Raw genomic sequence first — 22,539 nt, forward strand, 5'->3', positions numbered from 1 at the left:
TGTGAAATCTGGCAAGGAGGTGATCGGGGCGGGGAAGGTGAAGTACGATCGAAATAACGGCTGCAGGAGCATTCATCATGTCATATAACAACTAACGGAAACAGGGAGGAATGTACGATGGTGCAATGGAAGGCGATGGATTTGGGCGCATTGATCGTGCGCATCGTACTGGGGATCACCTTTTTCCTGCACGGACTGGTGAAATTTCAAGGTGGCATTCAGAATACGGCGGCTTTTTTTGAGAAAGTCGGGCTGCCCGGTATGCTGGCTACCGTCGTAGGAGGCATCGAGCTGATCGGGGGCATTTGCATGATCCTGGGGCTCGGCGTCCGGGTGTTCGGAGCGCTGTTCTCCGTCATTATGCTGGGCGTTATACTGACCGTCAAGTCTTCGAAAGGGCTGATCGGCGGTTTTGAGCTGGAGCTGGCGCTGTTCGCGATGTCGCTGCAGCTGTTGATCAGTGGGAACGGTCTGTTCTCGATTGACGGCTGGTTCCGCAGCCGCAGCAGGACGACCGAGTCGAGCCAGGCATAACGGATAGCGTTCGGAAAGGGGGCCAGGTACGAATGAGTCAGACATCGAAGAAAACAACCTATAAGCAGGACCGGTACGCTCAGAGGCAGCTCGAGGCCAAGCGGCGCAAGCAGTGGGGCCGGATCGGCTGGTCGGCGGCAGGCCTCGTCGTCATCGGCTGCATTGCGGTGCTGGCCATGGACCGCGCTCCGTCGCCGGGGGAGAAGATTGAAGTGCTGAAGGATCAGTCGCACATCCCGACTGTGGATTCGCCGCACACGCCTTATAATTCCGATCCTCCGACCTCCGGGCCGCACATGGCCAATATCGCCGGATGGGGCGTTCATAAACAGCCGGTGCCGAAGGAATATTTGGTTCATAATCTGGAGGACGCCGGCGTTGTCATCTATTACAACGATAAGCTGGATGCGGATTCCGTGAAGAAGCTGGAGACGATCGTCGAGGGGTATCCGGAGTTCGTACTTGTCAATCCGTATCCTGCCATGGGAAACGCGATTACGTTAACGGCTTGGGGGCGCATGCTGCGACTGGACCGGCTCGATGAGAAGCAGGTGAAAGATTTTATCAATGCATATAAGGGGATCGATCATCACCCCAGACAGTAGGATAGAAGACCGAACGGAGTGAGTCCGTCGGTCTTCTTGTGCTTAGACAGGCAGGGCATCTACCCGATGCCCAGCACATCGGTGACCAGGGCCAGCGCCAGCAGCAAGGTCATGACGCCTCCGGCGAGCCGGGCACGGGAAGCCCCGTGCGGAGCGGCGGCGCTGCGCGAGAGGGCGGAGCGGAAGTACAGGATTGCGCCGAGAACGATCAGCGCAGCCTCCAGCGCCATGCTGAGCCAAGGGAACTGCCACAGCCCGAGTCCGAGCAGCGGAAGCTGCCCGAGGTTTCCCGGGAGGATGGGCAGGTCGGCCCGGTGCACGAGCAGGTCGAGCAGCCAGTGGCTGAAGACGACGGAGCCGAGCACAAGCCCGCTGCGCCTTCCCCACGCTTTGCCCCCGGCCAGACTGGCCAGTACGGCTATCAGAAGTGCGCCTGTAAGAGAATGGGTATAGTCGGCATGAATGACCGCTTCCCTATAGCCGGTGCCCCCGGCCGGGTCGAACGATTCGACGCCGCTCAGCAGGAGCGGAACGAAGAGGACATCCAATAGCTGCGTACCGAGCATAAGAGCCCACAGCGGGGTTCCCGGTTCCTTGGCTTTGACGGCGGCGGCGAGCCCGAAGTGTCCTGCGAACATTAGCGCGCCTCCTTCCGGGGCGAGCTTGCAAGCCGCGAATCTAGCCAGCCGCACAGCACAGTAAACAGCAGGATGAATAAGATAAAATTCATAACCTCACGCCTCTTCCTCCGGGCGGTCCCGGTTATTATCGGTTCAATCGTTCCTTGAAGCCGCACAGCATGACGTCAACCGCTTCCTCGAAGGTGGGAGTAAGCCGCTCCAGCAGGGTCTGAGGTGGTTCCTCCGATGAAGCGTAGGTGCCGACGATGCCGTGCAGCATATAAAAGTAAATCCGGCTGAAGGCAAGAAGCCGGGGGTCCTCCGCTGCAAGGCCGAGACTGCGGCCGACGGCATGCTGCAGGAGACCGAACAGCGCATTGCGCAGAGCGTTCAGCTCCGACCGCGGGGAGGCCGCGTCGACCCGTTCGCTCCCGGTCATGAAGAACAAGTGGTGCATATTGCGGTTCGCGAGACAGAATCGGATGAAGCTGAGGCTAACCTCTTGAAGCTGGCCGTCCGGATGTCCTGCGGCGCCGAGCGTCCGCTCGAACCGTTCCTGCAGCTCGCGGAGCGGGGGCATGGACAGCTGGTGCAGCAGCGCTTCTTTGTCCTTGTAATAAATATAAATGGTCGTATGTGAGCAGCCGGCCGCCTTGGCGATCTCGCGCATCGTCACGGCATCAAAGCCTCGCGTCGCGAATAAATCGCCGGCCGCTTGCAGGATCGCTTTTCTTGTTTCCTCGGAACGAAGTTCCTGTTTGCCGGGCATGATGGATCGCTCCTTAAGGACCGCTTGGATTAATTATAACCATTGGTTACTAACCGTTGGTTATAATATAACCGGCGAATCTCGGGTCGTCAAGGAATATTTTCCGTGCGGGCGCCTGCACTTGTCAACCGGCCGGCTGTTCTTCCCGCGGCAGCTCGATATAGAAGGTAAAGTGTCCGTGCTCGTGGTGCAGCCCGATGCGACCGCCGTGGAGCTCTATGATATTTCGAGCAATGGAGAGCCCCAGACCGGCGCCGGGGGCCGCCGAATGACCGCTCCGCGAAGGGTCCGCCTTGTAGAAGCGCTCGAACAAGAGCGGCTCCTGCTCCCTCGTCACGGGCTCGCCTTCATTCTCGACCAAGAGGACGATCTTCCCGTCCCGCTGGGAGAGGCGGACCGTAATGTCCCCGGGCCGGAGTGAAAATTTGAGCGCGTTCATCAGCAGGTTGTCGACGGCCCGGACCCATTTTTCCACATCGACCTTTCCGTAAACGGGCCCGTTCGCCATGCGGATGTGCCGGACCGTCAGCCCCTGCTCGAGCGCGATGGGCTCGAATTCGCCCATGATTTGCTCCAGCAGCCCGTTCAGGTCGATGGTTTGCAGCGACAGCCGCTCCGTTCCTCCGGACAGCCGCGTATATTCAAACAAGTCGTCGATCAGCTTCTTCAGCTGCTGCGTCTTGTTATAAGCGTTCCGGATATACCGCTTGTGTTCGTCGAGATCGGCGTAATCGTCATGCTGCAGCAGGTTCAAGTAACCAATGATGCTCGTCAGAGGCGTTCGCAGGTCATGCGATACGCTCGTGATCAGCTCCATCTTCGATTTCTCCAACTGGCGCTCCTTGAGCATCATGCTCTGCAGTTGCTCCGCCATGTAATTGATGTTCTGCGCCACGTTACCCAGCTCATCCCGCCGGGTTAGCGGCACACGGTAGTCCAGCCTTCCATGGGCGATGGCCATCAGCCCGTCGGCGAGCGTCCGCAGATAACGGACGGTCTGGCGGTTGAACAGGAAGAAGAACAGCAGGAAGAGCACCCACAGCAGGGAGAACGAAATCGTCTTGCCGAGCGTCCCGGGGATGAGGACATCGATCGGATTGGTTAGCAGCGCCGCCAGAGTGAAGCTTAACAGGAAGGAGCCGAACATCTTGATCCGTAAGCTTTTTCTCCAGCTCAGGGCCGTGAAGAAATCTTTATTCAACTTTGTATCCCACTCCCCACACGGTTTTGATGTACTGCGGCTCGCGCGGATACACCTCGATTTTCTCCCGGATGTTCCGGATATGCACCATCACGGTGTTATCCGACAAAAATTTATCTTCCTTCCACACGCTCTGGTAAATGCGTTCTACGCTGAACACATGCCCGCGGTGGCCGGCCATCAGCTCGAGGATGGAGAATTCGAGCGGCGTGAGCGAGATTTCCTTGCCCCGTACCGTCACGAGATGCCGATCCCTATCGATAGTGAGATCGCCGATCTCCAGCAGCTTGCCGAGAGCCGCCTGGCCGCCCGTACCGGCCAATTTCCGCCGCCGAAGCTGCGCCTTGACCCGGGCCATCAGCTCCAGCGGGTTAAAGGGCTTGCTTACGTAATCGTCGGCTCCGGTAGTAAGACCGGTGATTTTGTCCAGATCCTCTCCTTTGGCCGACAGCATGATGATCGGAATGTCCGATTGCTCGCGGATTTTGAGACAAGCCTTCATGCCGTCCATACCGGGCATCATCACATCAAGAATGACCAGATCGACCGTTTCTCGGCGAAGCTTCTCGAGCGCCTGCACGCCGTCCTCCGCCTCAATCACCCGGTACCCGTCGTTGCGTAAATAAATGCTGACCACGTCGCGGATTTCCGCATCGTCGTCGGCCACCAATACGTTTATCGTCAATAGGATCGCCTCCCGTCTCATTGCAAATGTACCATACTTTGGAAAAAGTGTCTCCCACTTCTCACGGGGTGATTAACCGGCATACATAGACAAAAGCGGGAGGTAAGCTCAGCGGCACGAAGCGTACCTGCTCGATGTGGAAGACCCGGCTCAGCTGCGGTTTCCGGCTTCAGGGAAGCTGTAATTTGCTGCAGCAGCCGGTCCCGCTCGGATTACGGGAAGTTAAAGAACGGGAGGCCGCCGAGAATGAAGTCGAACCCTTCGATTTCTTCCCACTGCAAGGCCGTCTGAAGCCGCTCGGCATCCTCGTAGCAGGAATAGCCGGGGAACGCGTCCGTCAGCCGGCTGCGAAGCTGCGGGTCCTTCTCGAACAACAGCCCTTTTGCCCGCTTCGGCTTGACCCGGTCCAGGCAGCGGGTGATCGCGCCGGTGCCTGCGCCAAGCTCCGCTACGGCCTCGACACGGTTCCAGTCGACCGGCTCCAGCATCTTCTCGGCAAGCCAGGCGGAGCTCGGCGTCACGCTGCCGATTTGTCTCGGAGCGCACGTGAATTTATACGGAAACAACAGTTTTTCTTGCAGATCTTTCATCATATGGCGGCTTTCTCCCCTCATGAAACATTCTAATCTTACCTTATCGAACAATTCTGCAGATGGAGCGAAAAAAATTGTGAAGGGTTTCTGAAGAATCTGAGGTATGATGAAATGGATAGTACACATCCCATCGGGACCCGGGAACGGGGTCCATCGGAAGGAGCGGGCAGTTATGGAGCATGGGGAGAAGGCGAAACGGGGCTTATCCAAATTCAGCATTATCGGAGGCGCGGGCTTCCGGGCGCAGTTTTACCTGCGTATCGCGGAGGCGCTCCCGGAACAGTTCCGCGTGAGCGGCATGGTAGTGAGGGACGAAGCCAAGGGACTGGCAATGGAGCGGCAGTGGGGTGTACCGACGTACCGGACGCTGGAGGCCCTTCTGGCGAAGGAAACCCCGGATTTCGCTGTCGTCTCGGTCAGCGGGGGCGCGAATCCAGGGTACTTGATGGAGCTGGCCGATCACGGCGTTCCGGCACTCGGAGAGACGCCTCCCGCGCCGACCTTGGAAGAGCTGGTCCATCTCTATAAGCAGCTGGCAAGTAAGAAGGCCAAGATCCAGGTGGCGGAGCAGTATCTGTTCCAGCCGATGCACGCGGCAAGACTGGCGCTCATCCGCGGAGGGCGGCTGGGGAAGATCACACAGGCGACCGTATCCATCTCTCACTTGTATCATGCTGTCAGCCTGATGCGGCATATGCTGGGAATCGGTTATGAGGATGCGATCATCCGCGCGATGCGCTTCGAATCGCCGGTAGTGGCGGGCCCGGACCGCAGTGGCCCACCCCTCGAGGAACGGACGATCACGGTGCCCCGCGACCTGGCTTGGCTGGATTTCGGCGGGAAGCTGGGCGTGTATGACTGGGAGAGGAACCAGCACCGCGCCTGGGTCCGGTCGAACCACCTGTCGGTGCGGGGGGACCGGGGCGAGCTGTTCGACCGCCGCCTTACGGTGCTGGCGAATTACGCCACCCCGCTGCATCTGGAGCTGAAGCGGATCAACAGCGGGGAAGAGGAAAATTTGGAAGGCCATTACATGCAGGGGATTATGGCCGGCGAACAATGGATTTACCGGAATCCGTTCCTGCCGGCAAGGCTGTATGATGACGAGATCGCCATCGCGACGAGTCTCGAGAAGATGGCGGCGTATGCCGCCGGGGGACCGAGCTTCTACAGCTTGGCGGAGGCGTCGCAGGATCATTATTTGGGCCTGCTCATCGAGCAGGCCATCCGGACCGGGGAGACGGTCAAGTCCGTCCGCCAGCCGTGGGCGGAGTAAACGGGCGGGAGGTCTAGACCGGCTGCAGCGCCTGCCACAGCGGGGCGGACGGACGCCGCCGGCTGAGCTTCCATTCGCCTTCGACGATCAGCGGCCGTTCGGGAAGGTAGTCCGGCCCGAGGAAGAAGGCCTTCAGCCCCTTTACCGTTATGGCTCCCGCTCCGACAGGAAGCAGCACCGCCTCGATTCGCTCGATCCGGTTCAGCGCTATACCGTCGTACAGCTTTACCGTCGTCGAGAACTGCGGATAAGGGCCGTCGTAAGCGGCCCGGAAGCCGTCTAACCGCAGATCGCCGAACGAGCTGGAGTACCAGCGATCGTCGTCCTTCAGCTTCACGCGGATGTCGATCGAGGTACCCTGGTTCTGCTCCGGCCGCCCGGTCATCTTGGAGGTCTGAACGTACAGGTAGCACCTGGGATCGGCAAGCGCAGTGGTTGCCGGATTCGCGGGGACCTCGGGCCGCTCATGGCGGAGCGCCTCCCAGGCCATCATCGGATACGTGAAAGGGAATGCGTCCATGATGCGTTCCCGCGGTTCTCGGTGCGGCTCCCAGCGCATGACGGGCGCCAGCAGGAATCGATATGAAGAGTCCGGAATATCCGTGACCATGCCGTTGTCGGTGGCCGCCTGCAGCATAGGCAGTCCGCCCAAGCCGTACAGCCCGCGGAAGCGGGAGGTCACATGGTGCGGGCCTTGATATACGGCCTCTTGTACGACGCCTTCGGCATCGAGCACGACCCGGTAAGTCCATTCGATGTCGGTCAGGCGGCCCCACTTGGACAGGAGTAGCGGAGCGGGCGTGCCGGCATCCTCATGGCTGTAGATAATATGGTATTCGATCGTTGTGCTTACCGGTTCCTCCGTAAGCGTATAGAACATCAGGAGGGGCGTGTCGGTAAAGCGGCTTTCATAGGGGTGCGACAGGTTTCTGCCATAGAGGATGGGCAAATGACGGTAAACCGGGGCCAGCGGATGGTCCGGCGCGATCCGTTCGATTCGGCCTCCTCAATGAACGCCCGCCGCACTTCAGGCGACGAGGCCGGGTGCCACGACAGCTTCAGCTCGTAAGAGCCCGGCTCCAGCCATCCGAGACCGCGGGGATATACCAGCGGCCGGTTCCCGTAAAATAACACGATATCTTGATTGTAAATGCCGTTCAAGGTCAGCTGGAGCAAGGCAGATTCGCCGTTCGTCCGGCACCAGTCGCTCTCCGAACGGGCGGTGAGATGGAGCTCGGCGAAGCAAGGGGCTTCCAGCGTAAAGCTCAGCCTGTAATCCTGTTGAATGGAAATTTCCATAAGCGGGCCTCCTCGGGTTCAGGGTAGAAACCAAGAGCTTGTTCCTTAAGCCTAACGCTTATTGATTAGACGGCTGTCAACCGTATATTAAATGTTTGTAAACGAAAGAGGCCAAAAGAGGCGGAAGGAGGAGCCGGACCGGGATCGGACCGGCCCAACAGGAAGCGCTACAGCGTACGGCGGATGTGGAAGGTAAATACGTCGTTCCGCAAATAATCGAGCGAGTAGAGAAGCGGCCGGTTCCCTTCGTCATAGTGGAGCTGCTTCATCAGAAGCACGGTGGAGTTCGGATTCATCACGAGCTGCTGGACGTACCGGTCGGTCGGAAGCGGTACGGCAATCTCCGAATCGACCGTTACAAGCTTATGGCCAAGCTTGTTCTTGAAATAAGATAGCAGGGAGCCGGAAAAATCCGCTTCGCTGAAGAGGTTTCCGACCAGCGACTTCGGCAGCGTATTGACCGAAAAGGCTACCGGCTCGCCGTTGGCGGTACGGATGCGTTCCAGCACGATAACCGGGTCCCCGGGGGCAAGGCCCAATGCCTTCGCCGTCTCGGGGGGACAGCCTTCCTCGCGAAGCGCCATGCGGCTCTCGCCTTCCTCGAGCCGGGCGGAACGGATCATGCTGCCGATGCTGAACAGCTTCTCCAAGGGACTTGGGATGGTGGGCAGGGGCCGCACCACGAAGGTGCCGACGCCATGCTTGACGCGGAGCTTGCCTTCCTGCTCCAGGAGCTTGACGGCGGCGCGGAACGTTTCGCGGCTGACCTCCAGCTCGCGGGCCATATCGGGCTCGGACGGAAGCTTGTCGCCGACCTGGAAGCGGGTGCCGATCATTTGTTCGAGTCGGTTTCTGACGAATGCCTGCTTTGCTTGCACGTAAATTCTGCTCCTCTAGCATTATGATTTCTAATTTTGAAGAGGGGAGAGCGGGTTTGTCAAGTGTGAGAAGGCGTCATGTTCGGAACGGAGGCTTTGGCTGTGGCCGGGGTCTGCGGCCAGTCAATATCGGAGGAACCTGCAGGAGTAAGCCGCTTCCGAACGGCCCAGGTCGCCGGAATCGTCGATTTCTTACATGATGCGGTCGGGGCGTTTACTGATCTTCGGTCATGAGTGAAATCACATGAAAAGGCCCTGTTCTCTTCACGGACAACAGGGCCTTTAGCGTGGGCGAAGTCCGCTACGCCGTCTTGTAATTCGAGATTTCAATCAAATTGCCGTCCGGGTCCTGGGACGTACACCGATTCGATCGGGCCGACCGCGCCCGTCCGCTCGATCGGGCCTTCCTCGAGCTGTATGCCGCAGCTCCCGAGATGTTCCATAACCTGAGTGATCGGCATCTCGGTAATAAAGCAAAGATCGGCCGAGCCCGGCACCGGCTGCCGAGCCTTCGGCTCGAACTCGCGCCCGCGTTCGTGAAGATTGATCTTCTGACAGCCGAACTGAAGCGCCTTGCGGCCCGCGCCGAACGTAACGGCCTCCATCCCGAGCACCCTCGTGTAAAAATCCAGCGTCCGTTCCAGGTCCGCTACCGTCAACACCAAGTGATCCAAACGATCGATGATCACGCTCATTTTCGCCGCCCTCCGGTATATTTACTAAGCACCACACGCGAGAAAAAGGCGCCCGTACCAGATACGGAGCGTCATGAATACAAATGTATGCATCGGGCCGAAAGTTGTCAAGGAAAGGATGCTGCCCGGATTCTTCAAAATTATCCAACTAGCTCCCCGCCGATTCGATCGGCGGGTTTTAAGTTTTCGTTGCATTATGGTCCAGCATCCATCTCGGGCATGGACGGCCGAACCTGTTGGGCATGCGGGATAACGGTGGCACTCTTAGCAAAACAAACCAACCGGCCTATGATAGCCGAAGTTGCGGTGCAGACCGTAAGGGACTCTCCACTTACCGGGCTTATGGTATAATGCGGGTACGATAACCGTTGGAAAGGGAACAGGAGTGGAGAATGAGCATGCAACTACCAATCGAGCAGGCGCTCCCTGCACTGAAGGAGGCGCTGCGGCACCACAACGGAGCCGTATTGGTCGCGCCGCCGGGAGCCGGCAAGACGACTCGCGTTCCGCTGGCGATGCTGGGGGAGCCTTGGCTGCAGGGGCAGCGCATTCTGATGCTGGAGCCGAGGCGGCTCGCCGCCCGGGCTTCCGCGCGCTATATGGCCTCGGCGCTGGGAGAAGCCGTGGGGGCAACCGTGGGCTACCGGGTGCGGCTCGATACCCGCGTTGGGCCGAACACGCGGATCGAGGTCATCACCGAGGGGGTACTGACCCGGATGCTGCAGACCGATCCCGGGCTGGAGGGTGTGGGACTCGTTATTTTTGACGAGTTCCATGAACGGAGCCTGCAGGCGGATCTGGGACTGGCGCTTGCGCTGCAAGCGCAGGCGCTGCTTCGTGAAGACCTGCGGGTGTTGGTCATGTCCGCCACGCTGGAAGCGGAGCCGGTTGCCATACTGCTCGGCGATGCGCCGGTCGTCCGGAGCGAGGGACGCAGCTATCCTGTCGAAACGTGCCACGTGGAACAATCGGTAACGGGTCGAATCGAAGCGGCTGTTGTCAAAACGGTGCTGGAAGCGCTCGACCGGTACGAGGGGGATGTGCTGGTCTTCCTGCCGGGCGCACGGGAAATCCGGCGCACCGCGGAAGGATTGGCGGCGGCGGGCATCCGGCAGGGGAGGGGCCCGATTCGGGTGGCTCCCCTGTACGGAAGCTTGACGCAGGAGGAGCAGGATCTCGCGCTTGCCCCGAGTCCGAACGGGGAGCGCAAGGTGGTGCTGGCGACGTCGATCGCCGAGACGAGTCTCACGGTGGAAGGCGTCCGCATCGTCATCGACAGCGGACTGATGCGCGTGCCGCGGTTCTCTCCGCGCACCGGCTTGTCCCGGCTCGAGACGATGCCCGTCTCGCGGGCGTCGGCCGACCAGCGGCGGGGGCGTGCGGGGCGCGTGGCGCCCGGCGTCTGCTACCGGCTGTGGACGGAGCAGGAGGACCGGCGCCTTGCCCCGCGCAGTACCCCGGAGGTACTGGAGGCCGACCTCGCCCCGCTGGCGCTCGAGCTGCTTGCCTGGGGCGTAGCGGAACCGGCCGAGCTGCAGTGGCTCGACGCGCCGCCCGCGCCGGCCATGGCGCAGGCCCGCGAGCTGCTGCAGCAGCTCGGCGCGGTCGACGCCGGCGGCGCGATCACGGCGCACGGGCGCCGCATGGCCGAGCTCGGGCTGCACCCGCGGCTCGCGCACATGCTGCTGCGGGCCGTGCCGCTCGGCCTTGCGCTGCTCGCGTGCGAGCTTGCGGCGCTGCTCGGCGAGCGCGACGCGCTGCGCGCCGAGGGCGGCCCGCCGAGCGCCGACCTGCGGCTGCGCGTCGAGGCGCTGCGCCGCGGGGCGGCTCCGCCGGGCTACCGCGCGGACCCGGCCGTGCTGCGCAGCCTGCGCGCCGAGGCGAGGCAGCTGCAGCAAGCGCTGGGCCTGGCCGCGGACGGCGGCGCGCCGGCGGACCGCTGCGGGCTGCTGCTCGGCTTCGCGTACCCGGACCGCATCGCCCAGCGGCGCGGGACCGGCCGCTTCCTGCTCGCAGGCGGCCGCGGCGCCGTCCTGCCCGAGCTGCAGCCGCTCTCGGCCGAGCCTTACCTGGTCGCCGCCGAGCTGGATGACCAAGGGCCCGAGAGCCGCATTTTCCTTGCGGCCCCGCTGGAGGAGGCGGAGCTCGCGGAACATTTCGCGGACCGCATCCGGGAAGAGCGCGAGATCGCCTGGGACCGGGCAGCACAAGCGGTCCGCGCCCGCCGGCGCGAGCGGCTGGGCGCGCTCGTGCTGCGGGAAGGTCCGCTCGCGAGCCCGGCTCCCGAAGAGACGCTTGCCGCGCTGCTTACCGGCATCCGCGAGGAAGGGCTTGGGCTGCTCCCATGGAGCAAGTCCGCCCGTCAGCTGCAGCAGCGGCTCGTCTTCCTGCACCGGATCGACGCCTCCTGGCCGGATGCGTCGGATGAGGCGCTGCTGGCGACGCTGGAGGATTGGCTTGCGCCGCATCTGGACGGCCGCAAGAGCCGCGAATCGCTGCAGTCGCTATCACTGGCATCGCTGCTCGAAGAGGCGCTGCCGTGGGACAAGCGCCGGCAGCTCGGCGAGCTGGCGCCGACGCATATCACGGTCCCGAGCGGCTCGCGCATTCCGGTCGATTACAGTGACCCCGAAGCGCCGGTTCTGGCCGTGCGGCTGCAGGAGATGTTCGGTCTCGCCGACACGCCGCGCATCGCCGGCGGGCGCGTGCCGCTGACCGTTCACCTGTTGTCGCCGGCTTCCCGGCCGGTGCAAGTGACGAGGGACCTTGCGAGCTTCTGGCGGACGACTTACTTCGAGGTCAAGAAAGACCTGAAGGGCCGTTACCCGAAGCACTACTGGCCGGACGATCCGACGGCGGCGGTTCCGACGAGCCGGACGAAGCCGCGGACTTGATCGGGCCGGCGATCCCACGATTTCCCATAATGCTGCGATATTATGTCCGCAATTCCTTGTTAGCGCGGTGAATGAGGCCGGCGGCGTTGCCTTTTATATAAGCCGGAAGGCTCTTAAAGATCAGCCGTTGTCCATAGAAAGAAGAGGCGGTTCTTAGGTCATTCGAGATGACCTGAGAACCGCCTCTTTTTGGCAGACCGGATAAGATTACGGTATTCGTCTATAGTCCCTATAGAAAGCAGCCATCTTCATACGCCTCTGCGGTATCGGAGGGCAAGTAAGGGAGGAGCATAGGAATAGCTTTGCTTTTCTGCAAATTTTAGTAAATATTTATTATTATTCCTCGAATAGCAAAAAACCGCACCCGGGCAGCTGACGATCCAGCCGCTCCGGGTGCGGTTTCTTTCAACCTTACTTCTTCACATCGAACGAGCTCTTCAGCGATACGCTGCGGTTGAATACCGGCTTGCCGGGCTGCGAGTCCTTCGAGTCCACATTGAAATAGCCGTGGCGGAAAAACTGAAACTTGTCCTGCGGCTTCGCGTCCTTCATGTTGTCTTCGACAAAGCCTTGCAGCACCTCGAGCGAGTTCGGGTTGATGTTGCCCGGGAAGGTGTCTCCTTCCTCCGCCTCTTCATCGAGGATGAGCGGCTCATACAGGCGGAACTCGGCCGGTACGGCGCGGGTCGCCTCCACCCAATGGATCGTGCCCTTGACCTTGCGTCCGGTGAAGCCGGTGCCGCTCTTGGTTTCGGGATCGTAGGTGCAGCGCAGCTCGACGACGTTCCCCGCCTCGTCCTTCACGACGTCCTCGCATTTGATGAAATAAGCGTGCTTAAGACGGACTTCGTTGCCCGGGAACAAACGGTGGTAGCCCTTCGGAGGCTCTTCCATGAAGTCGTCCTGCTCGATGTAAATTTCACGCGAGAACGGAATGTGGCGCACGCCCATCGCTTCGTTCTCGGAGTTGTTCTCCGCTTCCAGCGTCTCCACTTGACCTTCCGGATAGTTCGTGATGACGACCTTGAGCGGGTTCAGCACGGCCATCGTACGGGGAGCCTTCAGTTTCAGATCCTCGCGGACAAAATGCTCCAGCAGCTTCTCGTCCACGACGCTGTTGTTGCTCTTCACGACGCCGATCTCGCGGCAGAACTCGCGGATCGCTTCCGGCGTGTAGCCTTTGCGGCGCAGGCCGGAGATCGTCGGCATCCGCGGATCGTCCCAGCCGTCTACGACCTTCTCGTCGACTAGGAGCTTGAGCTTGCGCTTGGACATGACGGTGTTGGTAATATTCAAACGGCCGAATTCATATTGGTGCGGCACGTTCTCCATTTCGCATTCCTGGATGGTCCAGTCGTACAGCGGACGGTGGTCGGCGAATTCCAGCGTACAGATGGAGTGGGTGACCCCTTCAATCGCATCCTCCAGCGGATGGGCAAAGTCATACATCGGGTAGATGCACCATTTGTCGCCTGTGTTGTGGTGATGCGCATGGGCGATCCGGTACAGCACCGGGTCCCTCATGTTCATATTCGGCGAAGCCATGTCGATCTTGGCGCGCAGTACCTTCTCGCCATCCTTGAACTCGCCGGCTTTCATCCGCGTGAACAGGTCGAGGTTCTCACTGGCGCTGCGGTCGCGATGCGGGCTGTTCTGGCCGGGCTGGGTAAGGGTGCCGCGGGTTTCGCGGATTTGCTCGGCGGACAGGTCGTCGACGTACGCCTTGCCTTTCTTGATCAGCAGGACGGCCCTTTCATACATTTCATCAAAGAAATCAGAGGCGAAGAACAGCTTCTCCCAATCGAAGCCGAGCCACTTGACGTCTTCCTTGATCGACTCGACGTACTCCGTGTCTTCCTTCAGCGGGTTCGTGTCGTCGAAGCGCAGATGGGTCCGGCCTCCGAATTCGTCGGCGGTCTCAAAGTTCAGGCAGATCGACTTGGCGTGTCCGATATGCAAATAGCCGTTCGGCTCCGGGGGGAAGCGGGTGACGACCTCTTGTTCCCTGCCGGATTTCAAATCTTCCGCTATGATGCTTTTAATATAGTTTGTAGAGGAGGCGGGCGCCGGTTTAGTCGTTTCCAAAGATAATCAACCTTTCTCGCGGGAATGAATGACTGCCAAAAAATCTATAACTACTATAATACACAAAAAATCGGCTAAATATAATGGTTTTTGCGCGTAGATTCTATGAATTCCGCCAGAATTCAGGGGGAATTTGACAAGTGCGGACACGGCCTGCACCCGGATCGGGGCCGCAGCATACTCTGGATACAAGGGCAAAAGAAGGAGGTTGCTGAAAGTGGCAGGTGCAACGGGCAAGGGCAAGAGAGAGGCGGCCGCGGCGAACTCGAACCGTTTCGTCACGGCAAGGGTATTGCAGCAGACCGCCAGGGCCATGCTCCCGTTCTATAAGCGGATCGCCACCGACCGCAGCTTTGCGCTGCAGTGGACGCTGCTCCGTCAGGTCGGGCTCACGAGCCGGGTGTTTTCGTCGCTGGCGACGAACGGCATCGGATATTTCGTCGATTTCCCCGCGCCGAAGCCGATCGAGGTGTATACGAACGGCACGTCGCTTCGTCCGGGAACGACGCAGTTTTATTTCAATACGGCGGTCCACCGGAGCATCGCCCGGGCCGTGCTGCCGCTCTACCGGGAGCTTTCGCACAGCCGCAGCTTCGCGCTGCTTGTGGCGGGAGCGATCCGCGGGAGCAACCGGACGCTGCTGAACCGGCTCGTGCGGAGCCTGGTCGGGACCAAGGCGCTGCGCACCGTGGGCATCTTCGAGTCGGGGTTCCAGCTCGGGTTCAAATACCCGCAGAGCCAGTTCACGTTCTATAATCAGACGTTCCGCGAGCTGACAGGTTAAGCGGGGTGAGGGGCCGCGCGGCGGCTCCTTTTGCATCTTAGTATCATTAGCCCTGGCTCCGGGACGAGCTCGGGAAGCGGACGGCATTCCGCCAACTTGACCTCGACGAATCGCTGATCATGGCTTCCCTTAAGCGCGACAGCCCCGCATTCCCGCACTAAAAACATGACCAATTCAACCGTTTCCCGGCTTGCCGGTCCCCGATCGACCTAGTCGCCAGGCAGAATCAGCGTGTCATGCGCGGAATCGAATTGAACGAGCTCCAGAAGCTCCTGCAAATTGATCTTTCCATCCGTGAATATCGCTGGTGGCTAAGCTTCTTTTCAATAGATTATCCCCTTTTAAAATTTTCGAATCCCGGACTTGTACAAGAGCTTCCTTTTGAGCTATACTTTTTCTCCACTTCCATAGAACGGGAGGCAACCTTTTATGAGCATTCAGCAAATTTTTGCAAAAGGACAGCCGATTTGGGAGTCGCTTTATCGGCTTGAGATCCGCCCGGAGCCCTTCGAGTCCGAATTGTTCCAAAGCGCTCCGCTCCGCAGGCTGAAGCATTTGCATCATTTCGGCGCCGGCGCATTTATCAGCCCGGTCCGTCACTCGCGCTTCGAGCATACCGTCGGCGTCTGGGCGCTGGCGAAGCACTTTTTTCCGCAATGGCTGGAGCTGCATGCCGCTGCGATACTGCATGATATAGGCCATTTGCCCTTCTCGCATTCCATCGAACGCTCGCTTGGGCTGGATCATCACGCAGTAACGGAGCAAGCGATTCTTGGCGAACCGATCGCTTCGATCCTGCGCCGGCACGGCTTATCGGAGCAGCGGACGGTCGACCTGCTTAATCAGGATTCCCCTCTGACGCATCGTTCGGACCTTATCGGGATCGATCATCTCGACAGCTTTCTTCGGGATACGCAGGCAGCGGGCAAGAACTCGCTCGATCCGGCCGAGCTGGTGCGGCGGCTCCGTTTCCGGGATCATTACGCGGAGACCGATGAGGAGACGGCCATGCACTTGCTGAATGCGGTAGCAGGCGACAACCTGATCTTCCTCAGCCCCTATTTTCTTGCAGCCGATGCACTGCTCGGGCAAGCTTCCGCTGTCCATCTGGACGCCCATCCCGAGCTGCGTGTCCATATCCCGTCTATGACGGATTATCAGCTGACGGTTCAGCTGGAAAACAGCCCATCGGCCGCCGTCCGCGACATGATGCGGGTGCTGCTGTATGAGCCGCACCGGATCGTTCCTTGCGGGGATGAGGTCCCGGATGCGCTGCGTGCCGACATTCGCAAGGTCTATATGAAGCAGCCGCTGGTCGGAGGCGTGCCGATCCGGGAGTTGAATCCGGAGGCGCGGGCCCGGCTGGAGGAGCTGGAGGCATTGAAAGGCTCACATTATTTTCAAGTCATTTAAACGGGCTTTCCCGGTGTGGATCAACGTGCAGTAACAAGAAAAATCGGCCTCCTCGCCAAACCGCGAACAGGCCGATCATCAATACCATATGGACCTAAGCTACACAAAGCTCACCGGATCTGGCTGTTCCTCCTCAAACTGCTGAAGCAGCTGCTCAGCCTTCGCCAGATCCTTCTTATGCACCTCCAGCTTAACGCGTTCCCGGTTAGCGGCATCGACGGCCGAGGCGGCGGTGTGCACCGCTGCCATACCGGGGGAGGGCGAATCCGATTGGAGCCTGCACTTCACTTGATTCGACTTCAGATAGGCATACCTCGCCTCCAGCTCTTCGGCTTGGGGGCCCGCTCCCGACTTCAGCGTACGCCACCCGGCGCTTCGGCGATACATCAGGTAGATGATTCCGGCAACAACGAGCAGCAAAGCCAAACCTCCCATGGACAACACCTCCAGAGATGATCGGTTTCCACTCCACTATGCTTTCTGCAGGAAAGCTTCTGTTTCCTAATGATTACCCCGTGAAGCGGGCAGTGAACCATTTTTGGCGGAACTTGGAGGAAAAATATGGTGCAATCCCCGGAAAGCGGCTGTCCTGCTCCGAACCGTCTAGTGAATCCTGATTCCATATCAAGGGAGTGATGATCATGAAACGCATCACGAAGGAACAGGCGGCTTATGGACAAGAACGGGGACCGGAGCATCACGGCAGCGAAGAACAAGGGGCTGGGCAGCCGCAGGAAAGGGCGGAAAGGGCTTATCCGTATGAGACTGCGAAGGAAGAACCTTATGCGATGGAGGGAATGCAGGAAGCTGGCCAAGCCTTGAATCCTTGCCCGGCTCCCGGAACGCCACCGCAGGCAGCATCGAAGCCGATGTTCGTTCAGAGCGCGGTGGCGGTCTACTATGACGCCTCGGGAAAACCTCATGTGCAGGCCGGGCGCCTTCACCGGGGCAGCCGGTTTATTATGCGGTTTACCCGCCACAGGCCGCCGAATATCCCCAGCACCTGACGCAGCAGGAGGCGGAAGAGGCGGCGGACCGGGCTGAACGGCGCGGGCGGCGGCAAGAGCATGGATCGTGGCAAAACCGGGGCCGGGTATGGCTGCCGGCGACCGTGCTTGCCGTCGTTTTTTTATTCATCGGGATTGCGATGCTTGCCGGGCAAATCGGTGGCGTCGACCACTCCCTGCAGCAGCAGACCGGGGTGCTTCGAGAGCAGAACGGCATTCTTGCTTCCATCCGGGATCATCTCGTTCAGCTGATCTTCGGTGTGAACCGGATTGCGGATGCGGTCCGCAGCGCAGTCGCCGATCTGATGGCGCAGATGTAGCAGCTAAGCCATCGTTCCTTTTACGGCAAAGAGGCGGCCGGCAATCATGCCGGCCGCTGCTGCGGGAAGAGCCGAAGGCGCAAGCTCCCCCTGGTCTGGTATAAAGGTCGGATACGCCTTGATTGACAGCTGCGATTTGATAAGCTACCATGGGAATCATTCAAAAAGTCGAAAAGTTTGAACCTACCGACATTTCCAGCCGGCATAGCCGGCAGGCAACGAACCATGGGGAGGCTAGTCAAGATGGGAAAACAAGCTATGGAAACCTTCCGCTCCTGTATTCCGCTGTTTCAGGCGATGATGGACCCGGCCCGGCAGGATATTATATTGCTGCTCGCCGAGAAGGAACCGTTAACGGTGAATGAAATCGCCGAGCATTCCCCGTTGTCCCGTCCCGCGGTCTCGCATCACTTGAAGATTCTTCGGGACAACCGGCTGGTGCATACCGAGCATAAAGGGACGCAGCGGGTTTATTCGCTTGCGCTGCACGATGCTGTTCACCGGATGAAGGAGCTCATTGCGGTGGTGGAGGCCACTTGCGACCTCGGGGAGCCGGGGAACGGGAAGAGTTGACGTCCCGGCCCACGGGTTTGATTCGTTAACGGAGGAGGATAATACCGCGGCTGCCTGCCTTGCGTTATTCCGGCAGTTGCTGCGGTTTCATTCTTCGCTTTCATCGCTCCGGTTGTGGCTGCGGTTCCCACCGCTTACGTTGCTCCGTTGGGCGCTGCGGTTCCCTTTGCTTACGTTACTCCGTTGGGCGCTGCGGTTCCCTTTGCTTACGTTGCTCCGTTGGGCGCTGCGGTTCCCTTTGCTTACGTTACTCCGTTGGGCGCTGCGGTTCCCTTTGCTTACGTTGCTCCGTTGGGCGCTGCGGTTCCCTTTGCTTACGTTACTCCGTTGGGCGCTGCGGTTCCCTTTGCTGACGTTGCTCCGTTGGCCGCTGCGGTTCCCTTTGCTGACGTTGCTCCGTTGGCCGCTGCGGTTCCCTTTGCTGACGTTACTCCGTTGGCCACTGCGGTTCCCTTTGCTGACGTTGCTCCGTTGGCCGCTGCGATTCCCTTTGCTGACGTTACTCCGTTGGCTACTGCGGTTCCCACCGCTGACGTTGCTCCGTTGGCCGCTGCGGTTCCCACCGCTTACATTGTTTCGGTTACTTCGATTACCCGAACTTCTGCCAAGAGGCATACTTATCACATCCTTTTTTTGAGATAGTTTAATCTATGAAAAAAGGATAATATTGTCTGAGTCATTTTATAGAGTAGAATCAACCATTTTTTTCTTTAATAAAATCCGTGGTTTGTTATAGGCAAACGGTATGCCGGGACACTTCTGAATTTCGGCGCCTTGCCAAAACTAAAAAGCCGTCATGCATGTTAGCATAACGGCTTCTTCGTTTAAATCGAATAATACTTATTTAAGTCCTTGAATAAGTTCATTTAGCGCTTGTGTTAAGCCATCATTCAATTGAGCCAAAACCTGCTTATCGATCGGACTCTTTTGCGATCCGGCTACTTCCGGGTTCAAGCTCTTCTCAATTTTTTCATACAATTCGGCACTGCGCGGCGGTACGCCATCTTCGAATGTTTTCCAAACTTCCTCCAGCTTCGGAGCCAGTTCCTTTATTTTAGCGTCATTGCCCGCTGCAATTTCCTTTTTAATTTCACCGGTCGTTGCAAGCATTTGGTTAGCTCCCGCTTTCACTTGATCTACGGGAATGAGCTTTGCAGAAAGATCAAATAAGGTTTGGATCAGTTGGTTATCAATTTTTAAGATCGCGTCTTTATCTATTTTGGCCGCTTTCGATGCCGATACGGCCGGGTTCAAGCTTTTCTCAACCTGCTCATAAAGATCAGGGTATTTCGCTTTGACCCCATCCTCAAAAGTAGACCATGTCTCTTCAAGCTTAGGTCCGACTTCTTTTACTTTAGCCTCATCCCCGGCGGTCGCAGCTTTTCTCAGCTGCTTTGCGGTTGAAAGCAGTTTTGCCGTTCCGTCCTTGACTGAAACTTCAGGAGCCTTCGCTGCCGTTTTTCCCTCCGCTGCCGCAGGGGCTGCGTTTCCTTCAGGCTTTTTTGCAGTGCCGCAGGCCGAAAGTAAGGATGCCGAAAGTGTTAAGACGATGAAAGATATCATAAGCTGCTTTTTCATGTTCATTCCTCCAAAAGGGTTTATTATATTATTGAGCAACAGAAGCGCTTTGCCGGATTTTTCGTTTTTCCCACACCACAACAAGGATAGCGGCGACGACGATCAAGATTTGGGGTATTGCGCTTTGCCAAGAAGGGAAAAAGGCAAGGAAACCGATGCTCGGCAGATGCGGGCTATTCGTCGTTGGGATCGCGCCGGCCAGCTGCAGGCTATTAATGCCCAGTCCGGTAAACTTAATGCATAAGTACAGTACAATTAAACTCGATACAAGGAAGAACGGGCGGATCGGCAGCTTAGCCCCGATATACAGCATGATAAAGCCAACGACGACTAAAACCCCGAAGCCCACCAAAATGCCAAGCAGCAACTGCTGAACGCTGATTTGATTCACCATACCGATGATAAATAATACCGTTTCCGTTCCTTCCCGGAATACGGCTAAGAAGGTTAGCACTCCAAGGGACACGATATTGCCTGTGCTTACTGCCGTTTGCGTTTTTTCTTTAATATATTGGTTCCATTGTTTAACGTTAGATTTGCTATGGAGCCAGTAACTCATATAGAGGAGCATGGCCGCGGCAAATACGCCGGTCCAGCCGCCGATCAAGAAATTGTTGTTCCCAAAAGCTCCTGAGGAGAAAATAAATTTAACGATCACAGCGAGAGCCGCACTAACCAGAAGTCCTGCGATAACGCCGCTCCAAATCCACGTCTTCCCTTTTTGATCCTTCGATTTCTTAACAAAGGCAAGCAGGGCGCCTACGACAAGAAGTGCTTCCAATCCTTCGCGAATCGGAATCATGGCCGCATCCCACAAGGTATAGCTTGATTTTTGAGCTAAAGGGGTCAGGTAGGCAATCATTTTGTCTACTAATTTTGCGGCGTCGTCATATTTTTGACCTGTGATCATCGCATTAACAACGACCATATCACGTTCGGAATCGCTGTAAACCGTAGCGGATTGAGCGACGACGTTGCCTTCAACGCTGAGCCAGCTCTCCCTTACTTTGCCGATCGCCTTAACCGACTCCGCTTGGTCGTGCTTTTGGGCTGCGTTTTTGGTTTGCTCCAGAAGGGTGATAAAGTCGGAGAGCGTGATATTCTCTTCTTTACCACTTGAAACATTGGCGTACTGCCCGTTTGTATACCGGATCAGCACCTGCTGCAAGCTATCTAGCGCAGAGAGTATGTCCTCTTGTTTATTGATCATAAATGCATACTCGACTTGCCCCATCTGAGTCTCAATATCCTTGTAGGCCGCTTTGGAGTCCGTCTTTACGCTATCTTCCACATCCATCCATGTATCGTGGAATTGATCGTAGCTTTGTTTTGCTTTGTTCAAATCCTGCTTTGCCAAGTCGATCGTTTGGCTAATTTTGCCCTTGGCTTGATTCATGTTCTCTATGCCTTGGCTCGCCGCCCCAGCGGTCAAAGGCATAAGCAGCATGATGAAAAGCAGCGGAAGCAACAGAGAGGCTGAAGCTAATTTTCGCATGAACGCGTCCCTCTTTCTTTGTTATTACAATTTGAGAATGATTATCATTATAAATCCTTGTTTAGTTTACTTGAGAACGGTTCTCAGGTCAATCGTTTTTTTGGCTTTTTAATTGTTAATGTTTCATGAATAATTGTAATTGCTATTAAATAAGAATTAGTCGATAAAAGGGGACGCTGCTGAATCGACTAAATGAACGCGCTGAACTCCGCTTGGAGCCGGTTCCTTTATTCCCGCATAGTGATGCCTATCCGTACAAGGCGTCAATCAGGTCTGGATTATTAACAATTTGCCGATAAAATAAAGTATATGGCTTGCAACTTAGCAAAGTGGTGAGAAGATGATTTCAATTGGACTTGCCGGTTGGGGAGACCATGATGAGTTATATAAGACCGGAGTTAAACCGCAAGATAAGCTTAATGAATATAACGAATATTTCCAAGTTGTTGAAGTGGACAGCTCTTATTATGCGATTCATAAGGCTGATTTGTATCAACGCTGGGTAACCGAAACTTCAAGTCATTTCTCATTCTTGATAAAAGCTTACCAAGGCATGACAGGGCATACGCGTCAGACATTTTCTGAAGCTGAGACGGAATTGATGTTTCGAAGTTTTAAGGAGTCGGTCAAGCCTGTTCTGGATGCGGGAAAATTAAAGGCGGTTCTTTTCCAATACCCGCCATGGTTTGAATGCAATCGTAATAATGTAACATTATTGCGGGCAACGAAGAAACGAATGGAGACGATTCCGGTAGCCCTCGAATTTCGCCATCAAAGCTGGTTCAGCCCGGAAATGCGGGAAAAGACATTATTATTTATGCGTGAAGAAGGTTGGATGCATAGCATTTGCGATGAGCCCCAGGTTTTTCCGGGCTCGGTTCCAACCATATTAAAACCGACGCATGAGGAGTTAACCGTGGTTCGGTTCCATGGCAGAAATACGGAAGGCTGGACTTCAAGCCGAACAAAAGATTGGAGAGAAGTACGATATCTTTATCGTTACAGTTATGGAGAATTACAAGAGTGGAGGGAGAAGCTCTTGAAGCTTGAAAAAGAAACCAAAGAGGTTTGTGTCATTTTCAATAATAACTCGGGTGGCGATGCCGCTTCTAACGCTTTGCAACTTATGGAACTATTGAACTTGGAGTCCAAGCCGTTTCCTCCGCGACAAATGGATATGTTCGAGTGATTGATGCGGCTGCAGGCCCGAGAGTATCCCCATTTGGGTAATGGTT

General features: G+C 57.4%; 24 protein-coding genes. 10 read left to right on the forward strand and 14 right to left on the reverse strand.

From position 1 onward, the window contains the following. Positions 1–117 precede the first annotated feature (117 nt). Together O9H85_RS19120 and O9H85_RS19125 are read left to right on the forward strand one after the other, a co-directional pair. Positions 118–534, forward strand: a complete 417-nt coding sequence (locus tag O9H85_RS19120) for a DoxX family protein (RefSeq protein ID WP_269883017.1) — start codon at positions 118–120, stop codon at positions 532–534. 32 nt (positions 535–566) lie between these two features. Further along, the gene (locus tag O9H85_RS19125) at positions 567–1,139 is read left to right on the forward strand and encodes a DUF3105 domain-containing protein (protein WP_269883018.1); all 573 of its coding nucleotides are present in this window, start codon (positions 567–569) and stop codon (positions 1,137–1,139) included. 59 nt (positions 1,140–1,198) lie between these two features. On the opposite strand, the gene O9H85_RS19130 is transcribed toward O9H85_RS19125, so the two are convergent. The 5 genes from O9H85_RS19130 to O9H85_RS19150 all read right to left on the reverse strand — a co-directional run bounded on the left by O9H85_RS19130 (position 1,199) and on the right by O9H85_RS19150 (position 5,007). Further along, a complete protein-coding gene (locus tag O9H85_RS19130; protein ID WP_269883019.1) occupies positions 1,199–1,777 on the reverse strand; it encodes a permease in 579 nt (192 codons plus the stop codon). Positions 1,778–1,904: 127 nt separating this feature from the next. Then, positions 1,905–2,528: a TetR/AcrR family transcriptional regulator gene (locus O9H85_RS19135; protein ID WP_269883020.1), complete on the reverse strand. Its 624-nt coding sequence runs from the start codon at positions 2,526–2,528 to the stop codon at positions 1,905–1,907. Between the two features lie 124 nt (positions 2,529–2,652). Next, on the reverse strand, positions 2,653–3,729 hold the full coding sequence (locus tag O9H85_RS19140) for a sensor histidine kinase (RefSeq protein WP_269883021.1): 1,077 nt from the start codon (positions 3,727–3,729) through the stop codon (positions 2,653–2,655). Continuing rightward, on the reverse strand, positions 3,722–4,435 hold the full coding sequence (locus O9H85_RS19145) for a response regulator transcription factor (protein WP_269883022.1): 714 nt from the start codon (positions 4,433–4,435) through the stop codon (positions 3,722–3,724). Before O9H85_RS19145 ends, O9H85_RS19140 begins: the two co-directional genes overlap by 8 nt. Positions 4,436–4,626: 191 nt before the next feature. Continuing rightward, positions 4,627–5,007 carry a class I SAM-dependent methyltransferase gene (locus O9H85_RS19150; protein ID WP_333474224.1) on the reverse strand — a complete coding sequence of 127 codons (381 nt, stop codon included), beginning with the start codon at positions 5,005–5,007 and terminating at the stop codon, positions 4,627–4,629. A gap of 172 nt (positions 5,008–5,179) precedes the next feature. Between O9H85_RS19150 and O9H85_RS19155 the strand changes: the two genes are divergently transcribed. After that, positions 5,180–6,283, forward strand: a complete 1,104-nt coding sequence (locus O9H85_RS19155; RefSeq protein ID WP_269883127.1) for a Gfo/Idh/MocA family protein — start codon at positions 5,180–5,182, stop codon at positions 6,281–6,283. A gap of 13 nt (positions 6,284–6,296) precedes the next feature. Here the strand turns inward: O9H85_RS19155 and O9H85_RS19160 are convergent, their stop codons facing one another. The 4 genes from O9H85_RS19160 to O9H85_RS19175 all read right to left on the reverse strand — a co-directional run bounded on the left by O9H85_RS19160 (position 6,297) and on the right by O9H85_RS19175 (position 9,155). Next, positions 6,297–7,163, reverse strand: coding sequence for a hypothetical protein (locus tag O9H85_RS19160; RefSeq protein ID WP_269883023.1), 867 nt, complete (start codon positions 7,161–7,163; stop codon positions 6,297–6,299). Next, positions 7,163–7,582: a hypothetical protein gene (locus tag O9H85_RS19165; protein ID WP_269883024.1), complete on the reverse strand. Its 420-nt coding sequence runs from the start codon at positions 7,580–7,582 to the stop codon at positions 7,163–7,165. The genes O9H85_RS19160 and O9H85_RS19165 overlap by 1 nt, the downstream gene beginning before the upstream one ends. 167 nt (positions 7,583–7,749) lie before the next feature. Next, the gene (locus O9H85_RS19170) at positions 7,750–8,460 is read right to left on the reverse strand and encodes a GntR family transcriptional regulator (RefSeq protein ID WP_269883025.1); all 711 of its coding nucleotides are present in this window, start codon (positions 8,458–8,460) and stop codon (positions 7,750–7,752) included. 326 nt (positions 8,461–8,786) lie between these two features. Beyond that, complete coding sequence (locus O9H85_RS19175) at positions 8,787–9,155, reverse strand: VOC family protein (protein WP_269883026.1); 369 nt, start codon at positions 9,153–9,155, stop codon at positions 8,787–8,789. Positions 9,156–9,553: 398 nt separating this feature from the next. Here O9H85_RS19175 and hrpB point away from each other — a divergent pair, with 398 nt between their 5' ends. Beyond that, a complete protein-coding gene (hrpB, locus tag O9H85_RS19180; RefSeq protein ID WP_269883128.1) occupies positions 9,554–12,049 on the forward strand; it encodes an ATP-dependent helicase HrpB in 2,496 nt (831 codons plus the stop codon). A gap of 411 nt (positions 12,050–12,460) precedes the next feature. On the opposite strand, the gene O9H85_RS19185 is transcribed toward hrpB, so the two are convergent. Beyond that, positions 12,461–14,134 carry a glutamine--tRNA ligase/YqeY domain fusion protein gene (locus tag O9H85_RS19185; RefSeq protein WP_269883027.1) on the reverse strand — a complete coding sequence of 558 codons (1,674 nt, stop codon included), beginning with the start codon at positions 14,132–14,134 and terminating at the stop codon, positions 12,461–12,463. Between the two features lie 217 nt (positions 14,135–14,351). Between O9H85_RS19185 and O9H85_RS19190 the strand changes: the two genes are divergently transcribed. Further along, complete coding sequence (locus tag O9H85_RS19190) at positions 14,352–14,918, forward strand: hypothetical protein (protein WP_269883028.1); 567 nt, start codon at positions 14,352–14,354, stop codon at positions 14,916–14,918. A 429-nt stretch (positions 14,919–15,347) separates the two neighbouring features. Further along, positions 15,348–16,331: an HD domain-containing protein gene (locus O9H85_RS19195; RefSeq protein WP_269883029.1), complete on the forward strand. Its 984-nt coding sequence runs from the start codon at positions 15,348–15,350 to the stop codon at positions 16,329–16,331. A gap of 99 nt (positions 16,332–16,430) precedes the next feature. Here the strand turns inward: O9H85_RS19195 and O9H85_RS19200 are convergent, their stop codons facing one another. After that, the gene (locus tag O9H85_RS19200; protein ID WP_269883030.1) at positions 16,431–16,766 is read right to left on the reverse strand and encodes a hypothetical protein; all 336 of its coding nucleotides are present in this window, start codon (positions 16,764–16,766) and stop codon (positions 16,431–16,433) included. 206 nt (positions 16,767–16,972) lie between these two features. Between O9H85_RS19200 and O9H85_RS19205 the strand changes: the two genes are divergently transcribed. From O9H85_RS19205 to O9H85_RS19215, 3 genes are all read left to right on the forward strand, one after another. Further along, the gene (locus O9H85_RS19205; protein WP_269883031.1) at positions 16,973–17,338 is read left to right on the forward strand and encodes a hypothetical protein; all 366 of its coding nucleotides are present in this window, start codon (positions 16,973–16,975) and stop codon (positions 17,336–17,338) included. A 104-nt stretch (positions 17,339–17,442) separates the two neighbouring features. Next, the gene (locus O9H85_RS19210; RefSeq protein ID WP_269883032.1) at positions 17,443–17,658 is read left to right on the forward strand and encodes a hypothetical protein; all 216 of its coding nucleotides are present in this window, start codon (positions 17,443–17,445) and stop codon (positions 17,656–17,658) included. Between the two features lie 243 nt (positions 17,659–17,901). Beyond that, the gene (locus tag O9H85_RS19215; RefSeq protein WP_269883033.1) at positions 17,902–18,231 is read left to right on the forward strand and encodes an ArsR/SmtB family transcription factor; all 330 of its coding nucleotides are present in this window, start codon (positions 17,902–17,904) and stop codon (positions 18,229–18,231) included. Positions 18,232–18,318: 87 nt separating this feature from the next. Here the strand turns inward: O9H85_RS19215 and O9H85_RS19220 are convergent, their stop codons facing one another. The 3 genes from O9H85_RS19220 to O9H85_RS19230 all read right to left on the reverse strand — a co-directional run bounded on the left by O9H85_RS19220 (position 18,319) and on the right by O9H85_RS19230 (position 21,304). Further along, entirely contained in the window at positions 18,319–18,846 is a 528-nt protein-coding gene (locus O9H85_RS19220) for a hypothetical protein (protein WP_269883034.1), read from the reverse strand. Positions 18,847–19,071: 225 nt separating this feature from the next. After that, on the reverse strand, positions 19,072–19,809 hold the full coding sequence (locus O9H85_RS19225) for a hypothetical protein (protein WP_269883035.1): 738 nt from the start codon (positions 19,807–19,809) through the stop codon (positions 19,072–19,074). 28 nt (positions 19,810–19,837) lie between these two features. Then, positions 19,838–21,304 carry an FTR1 family iron permease gene (locus O9H85_RS19230; RefSeq protein ID WP_269883036.1) on the reverse strand — a complete coding sequence of 489 codons (1,467 nt, stop codon included), beginning with the start codon at positions 21,302–21,304 and terminating at the stop codon, positions 19,838–19,840. A 340-nt stretch (positions 21,305–21,644) separates the two neighbouring features. Between O9H85_RS19230 and O9H85_RS19235 the strand changes: the two genes are divergently transcribed. Beyond that, positions 21,645–22,493 carry a DUF72 domain-containing protein gene (locus O9H85_RS19235; RefSeq protein WP_269883037.1) on the forward strand — a complete coding sequence of 283 codons (849 nt, stop codon included), beginning with the start codon at positions 21,645–21,647 and terminating at the stop codon, positions 22,491–22,493. Positions 22,494–22,539: the final 46 nt, after the last annotated feature.

This window comes from Paenibacillus gyeongsangnamensis, from assembly GCF_027533625.1.
Classification (GTDB): Bacteria; Bacillota; Bacilli; order Paenibacillales; family NBRC-103111; genus Paenibacillus_G; species Paenibacillus_G gyeongsangnamensis.

Excerpts from the sequence above, each read along its gene's own strand:
- O9H85_RS19195 (WP_269883029.1), top strand. The coding sequence starts at position 15,348 with ATGAGCATTCAGCAAATTTTTGCAAAAGGACAGCCGATTTGGGAGTCG.
- O9H85_RS19135 (WP_269883020.1), bottom strand. The coding sequence starts at position 2,528 with ATGCCCGGCAAACAGGAACTTCGTTCCGAGGAAACAAGAAAAGCGATC.
- O9H85_RS19150 (WP_333474224.1), bottom strand. The coding sequence starts at position 5,007 with ATGATGAAAGATCTGCAAGAAAAACTGTTGTTTCCGTATAAATTCACG.
- O9H85_RS19125 (WP_269883018.1), top strand. The coding sequence starts at position 567 with ATGAGTCAGACATCGAAGAAAACAACCTATAAGCAGGACCGGTACGCT.
- O9H85_RS19235 (WP_269883037.1), top strand. The coding sequence starts at position 21,645 with ATGATTTCAATTGGACTTGCCGGTTGGGGAGACCATGATGAGTTATAT.
- O9H85_RS19225 (WP_269883035.1), bottom strand. The coding sequence starts at position 19,809 with ATGAAAAAGCAGCTTATGATATCTTTCATCGTCTTAACACTTTCGGCA.
- O9H85_RS19155 (WP_269883127.1), top strand. The coding sequence starts at position 5,180 with ATGGAGCATGGGGAGAAGGCGAAACGGGGCTTATCCAAATTCAGCATT.
- O9H85_RS19160 (WP_269883023.1), bottom strand. The coding sequence starts at position 7,163 with ATGTTCTATACGCTTACGGAGGAACCGGTAAGCACAACGATCGAATAC.
- O9H85_RS19145 (WP_269883022.1), bottom strand. The coding sequence starts at position 4,435 with ATGAGACGGGAGGCGATCCTATTGACGATAAACGTATTGGTGGCCGAC.
- O9H85_RS19230 (WP_269883036.1), bottom strand. The coding sequence starts at position 21,304 with ATGCGAAAATTAGCTTCAGCCTCTCTGTTGCTTCCGCTGCTTTTCATC.
- O9H85_RS19165 (WP_269883024.1), bottom strand. The coding sequence starts at position 7,582 with ATGGAAATTTCCATTCAACAGGATTACAGGCTGAGCTTTACGCTGGAA.
- O9H85_RS19175 (WP_269883026.1), bottom strand. The coding sequence starts at position 9,155 with ATGAGCGTGATCATCGATCGTTTGGATCACTTGGTGTTGACGGTAGCG.
- O9H85_RS19215 (WP_269883033.1), top strand. The coding sequence starts at position 17,902 with ATGGGAAAACAAGCTATGGAAACCTTCCGCTCCTGTATTCCGCTGTTT.
- O9H85_RS19205 (WP_269883031.1), top strand. The coding sequence starts at position 16,973 with ATGAAACGCATCACGAAGGAACAGGCGGCTTATGGACAAGAACGGGGA.
- O9H85_RS19130 (WP_269883019.1), bottom strand. The coding sequence starts at position 1,777 with ATGTTCGCAGGACACTTCGGGCTCGCCGCCGCCGTCAAAGCCAAGGAA.
- hrpB (WP_269883128.1), top strand. The coding sequence starts at position 9,554 with ATGCAACTACCAATCGAGCAGGCGCTCCCTGCACTGAAGGAGGCGCTG.
- O9H85_RS19220 (WP_269883034.1), bottom strand. The coding sequence starts at position 18,846 with ATGCCTCTTGGCAGAAGTTCGGGTAATCGAAGTAACCGAAACAATGTA.
- O9H85_RS19200 (WP_269883030.1), bottom strand. The coding sequence starts at position 16,766 with ATGGGAGGTTTGGCTTTGCTGCTCGTTGTTGCCGGAATCATCTACCTG.
- O9H85_RS19120 (WP_269883017.1), top strand. The coding sequence starts at position 118 with ATGGTGCAATGGAAGGCGATGGATTTGGGCGCATTGATCGTGCGCATC.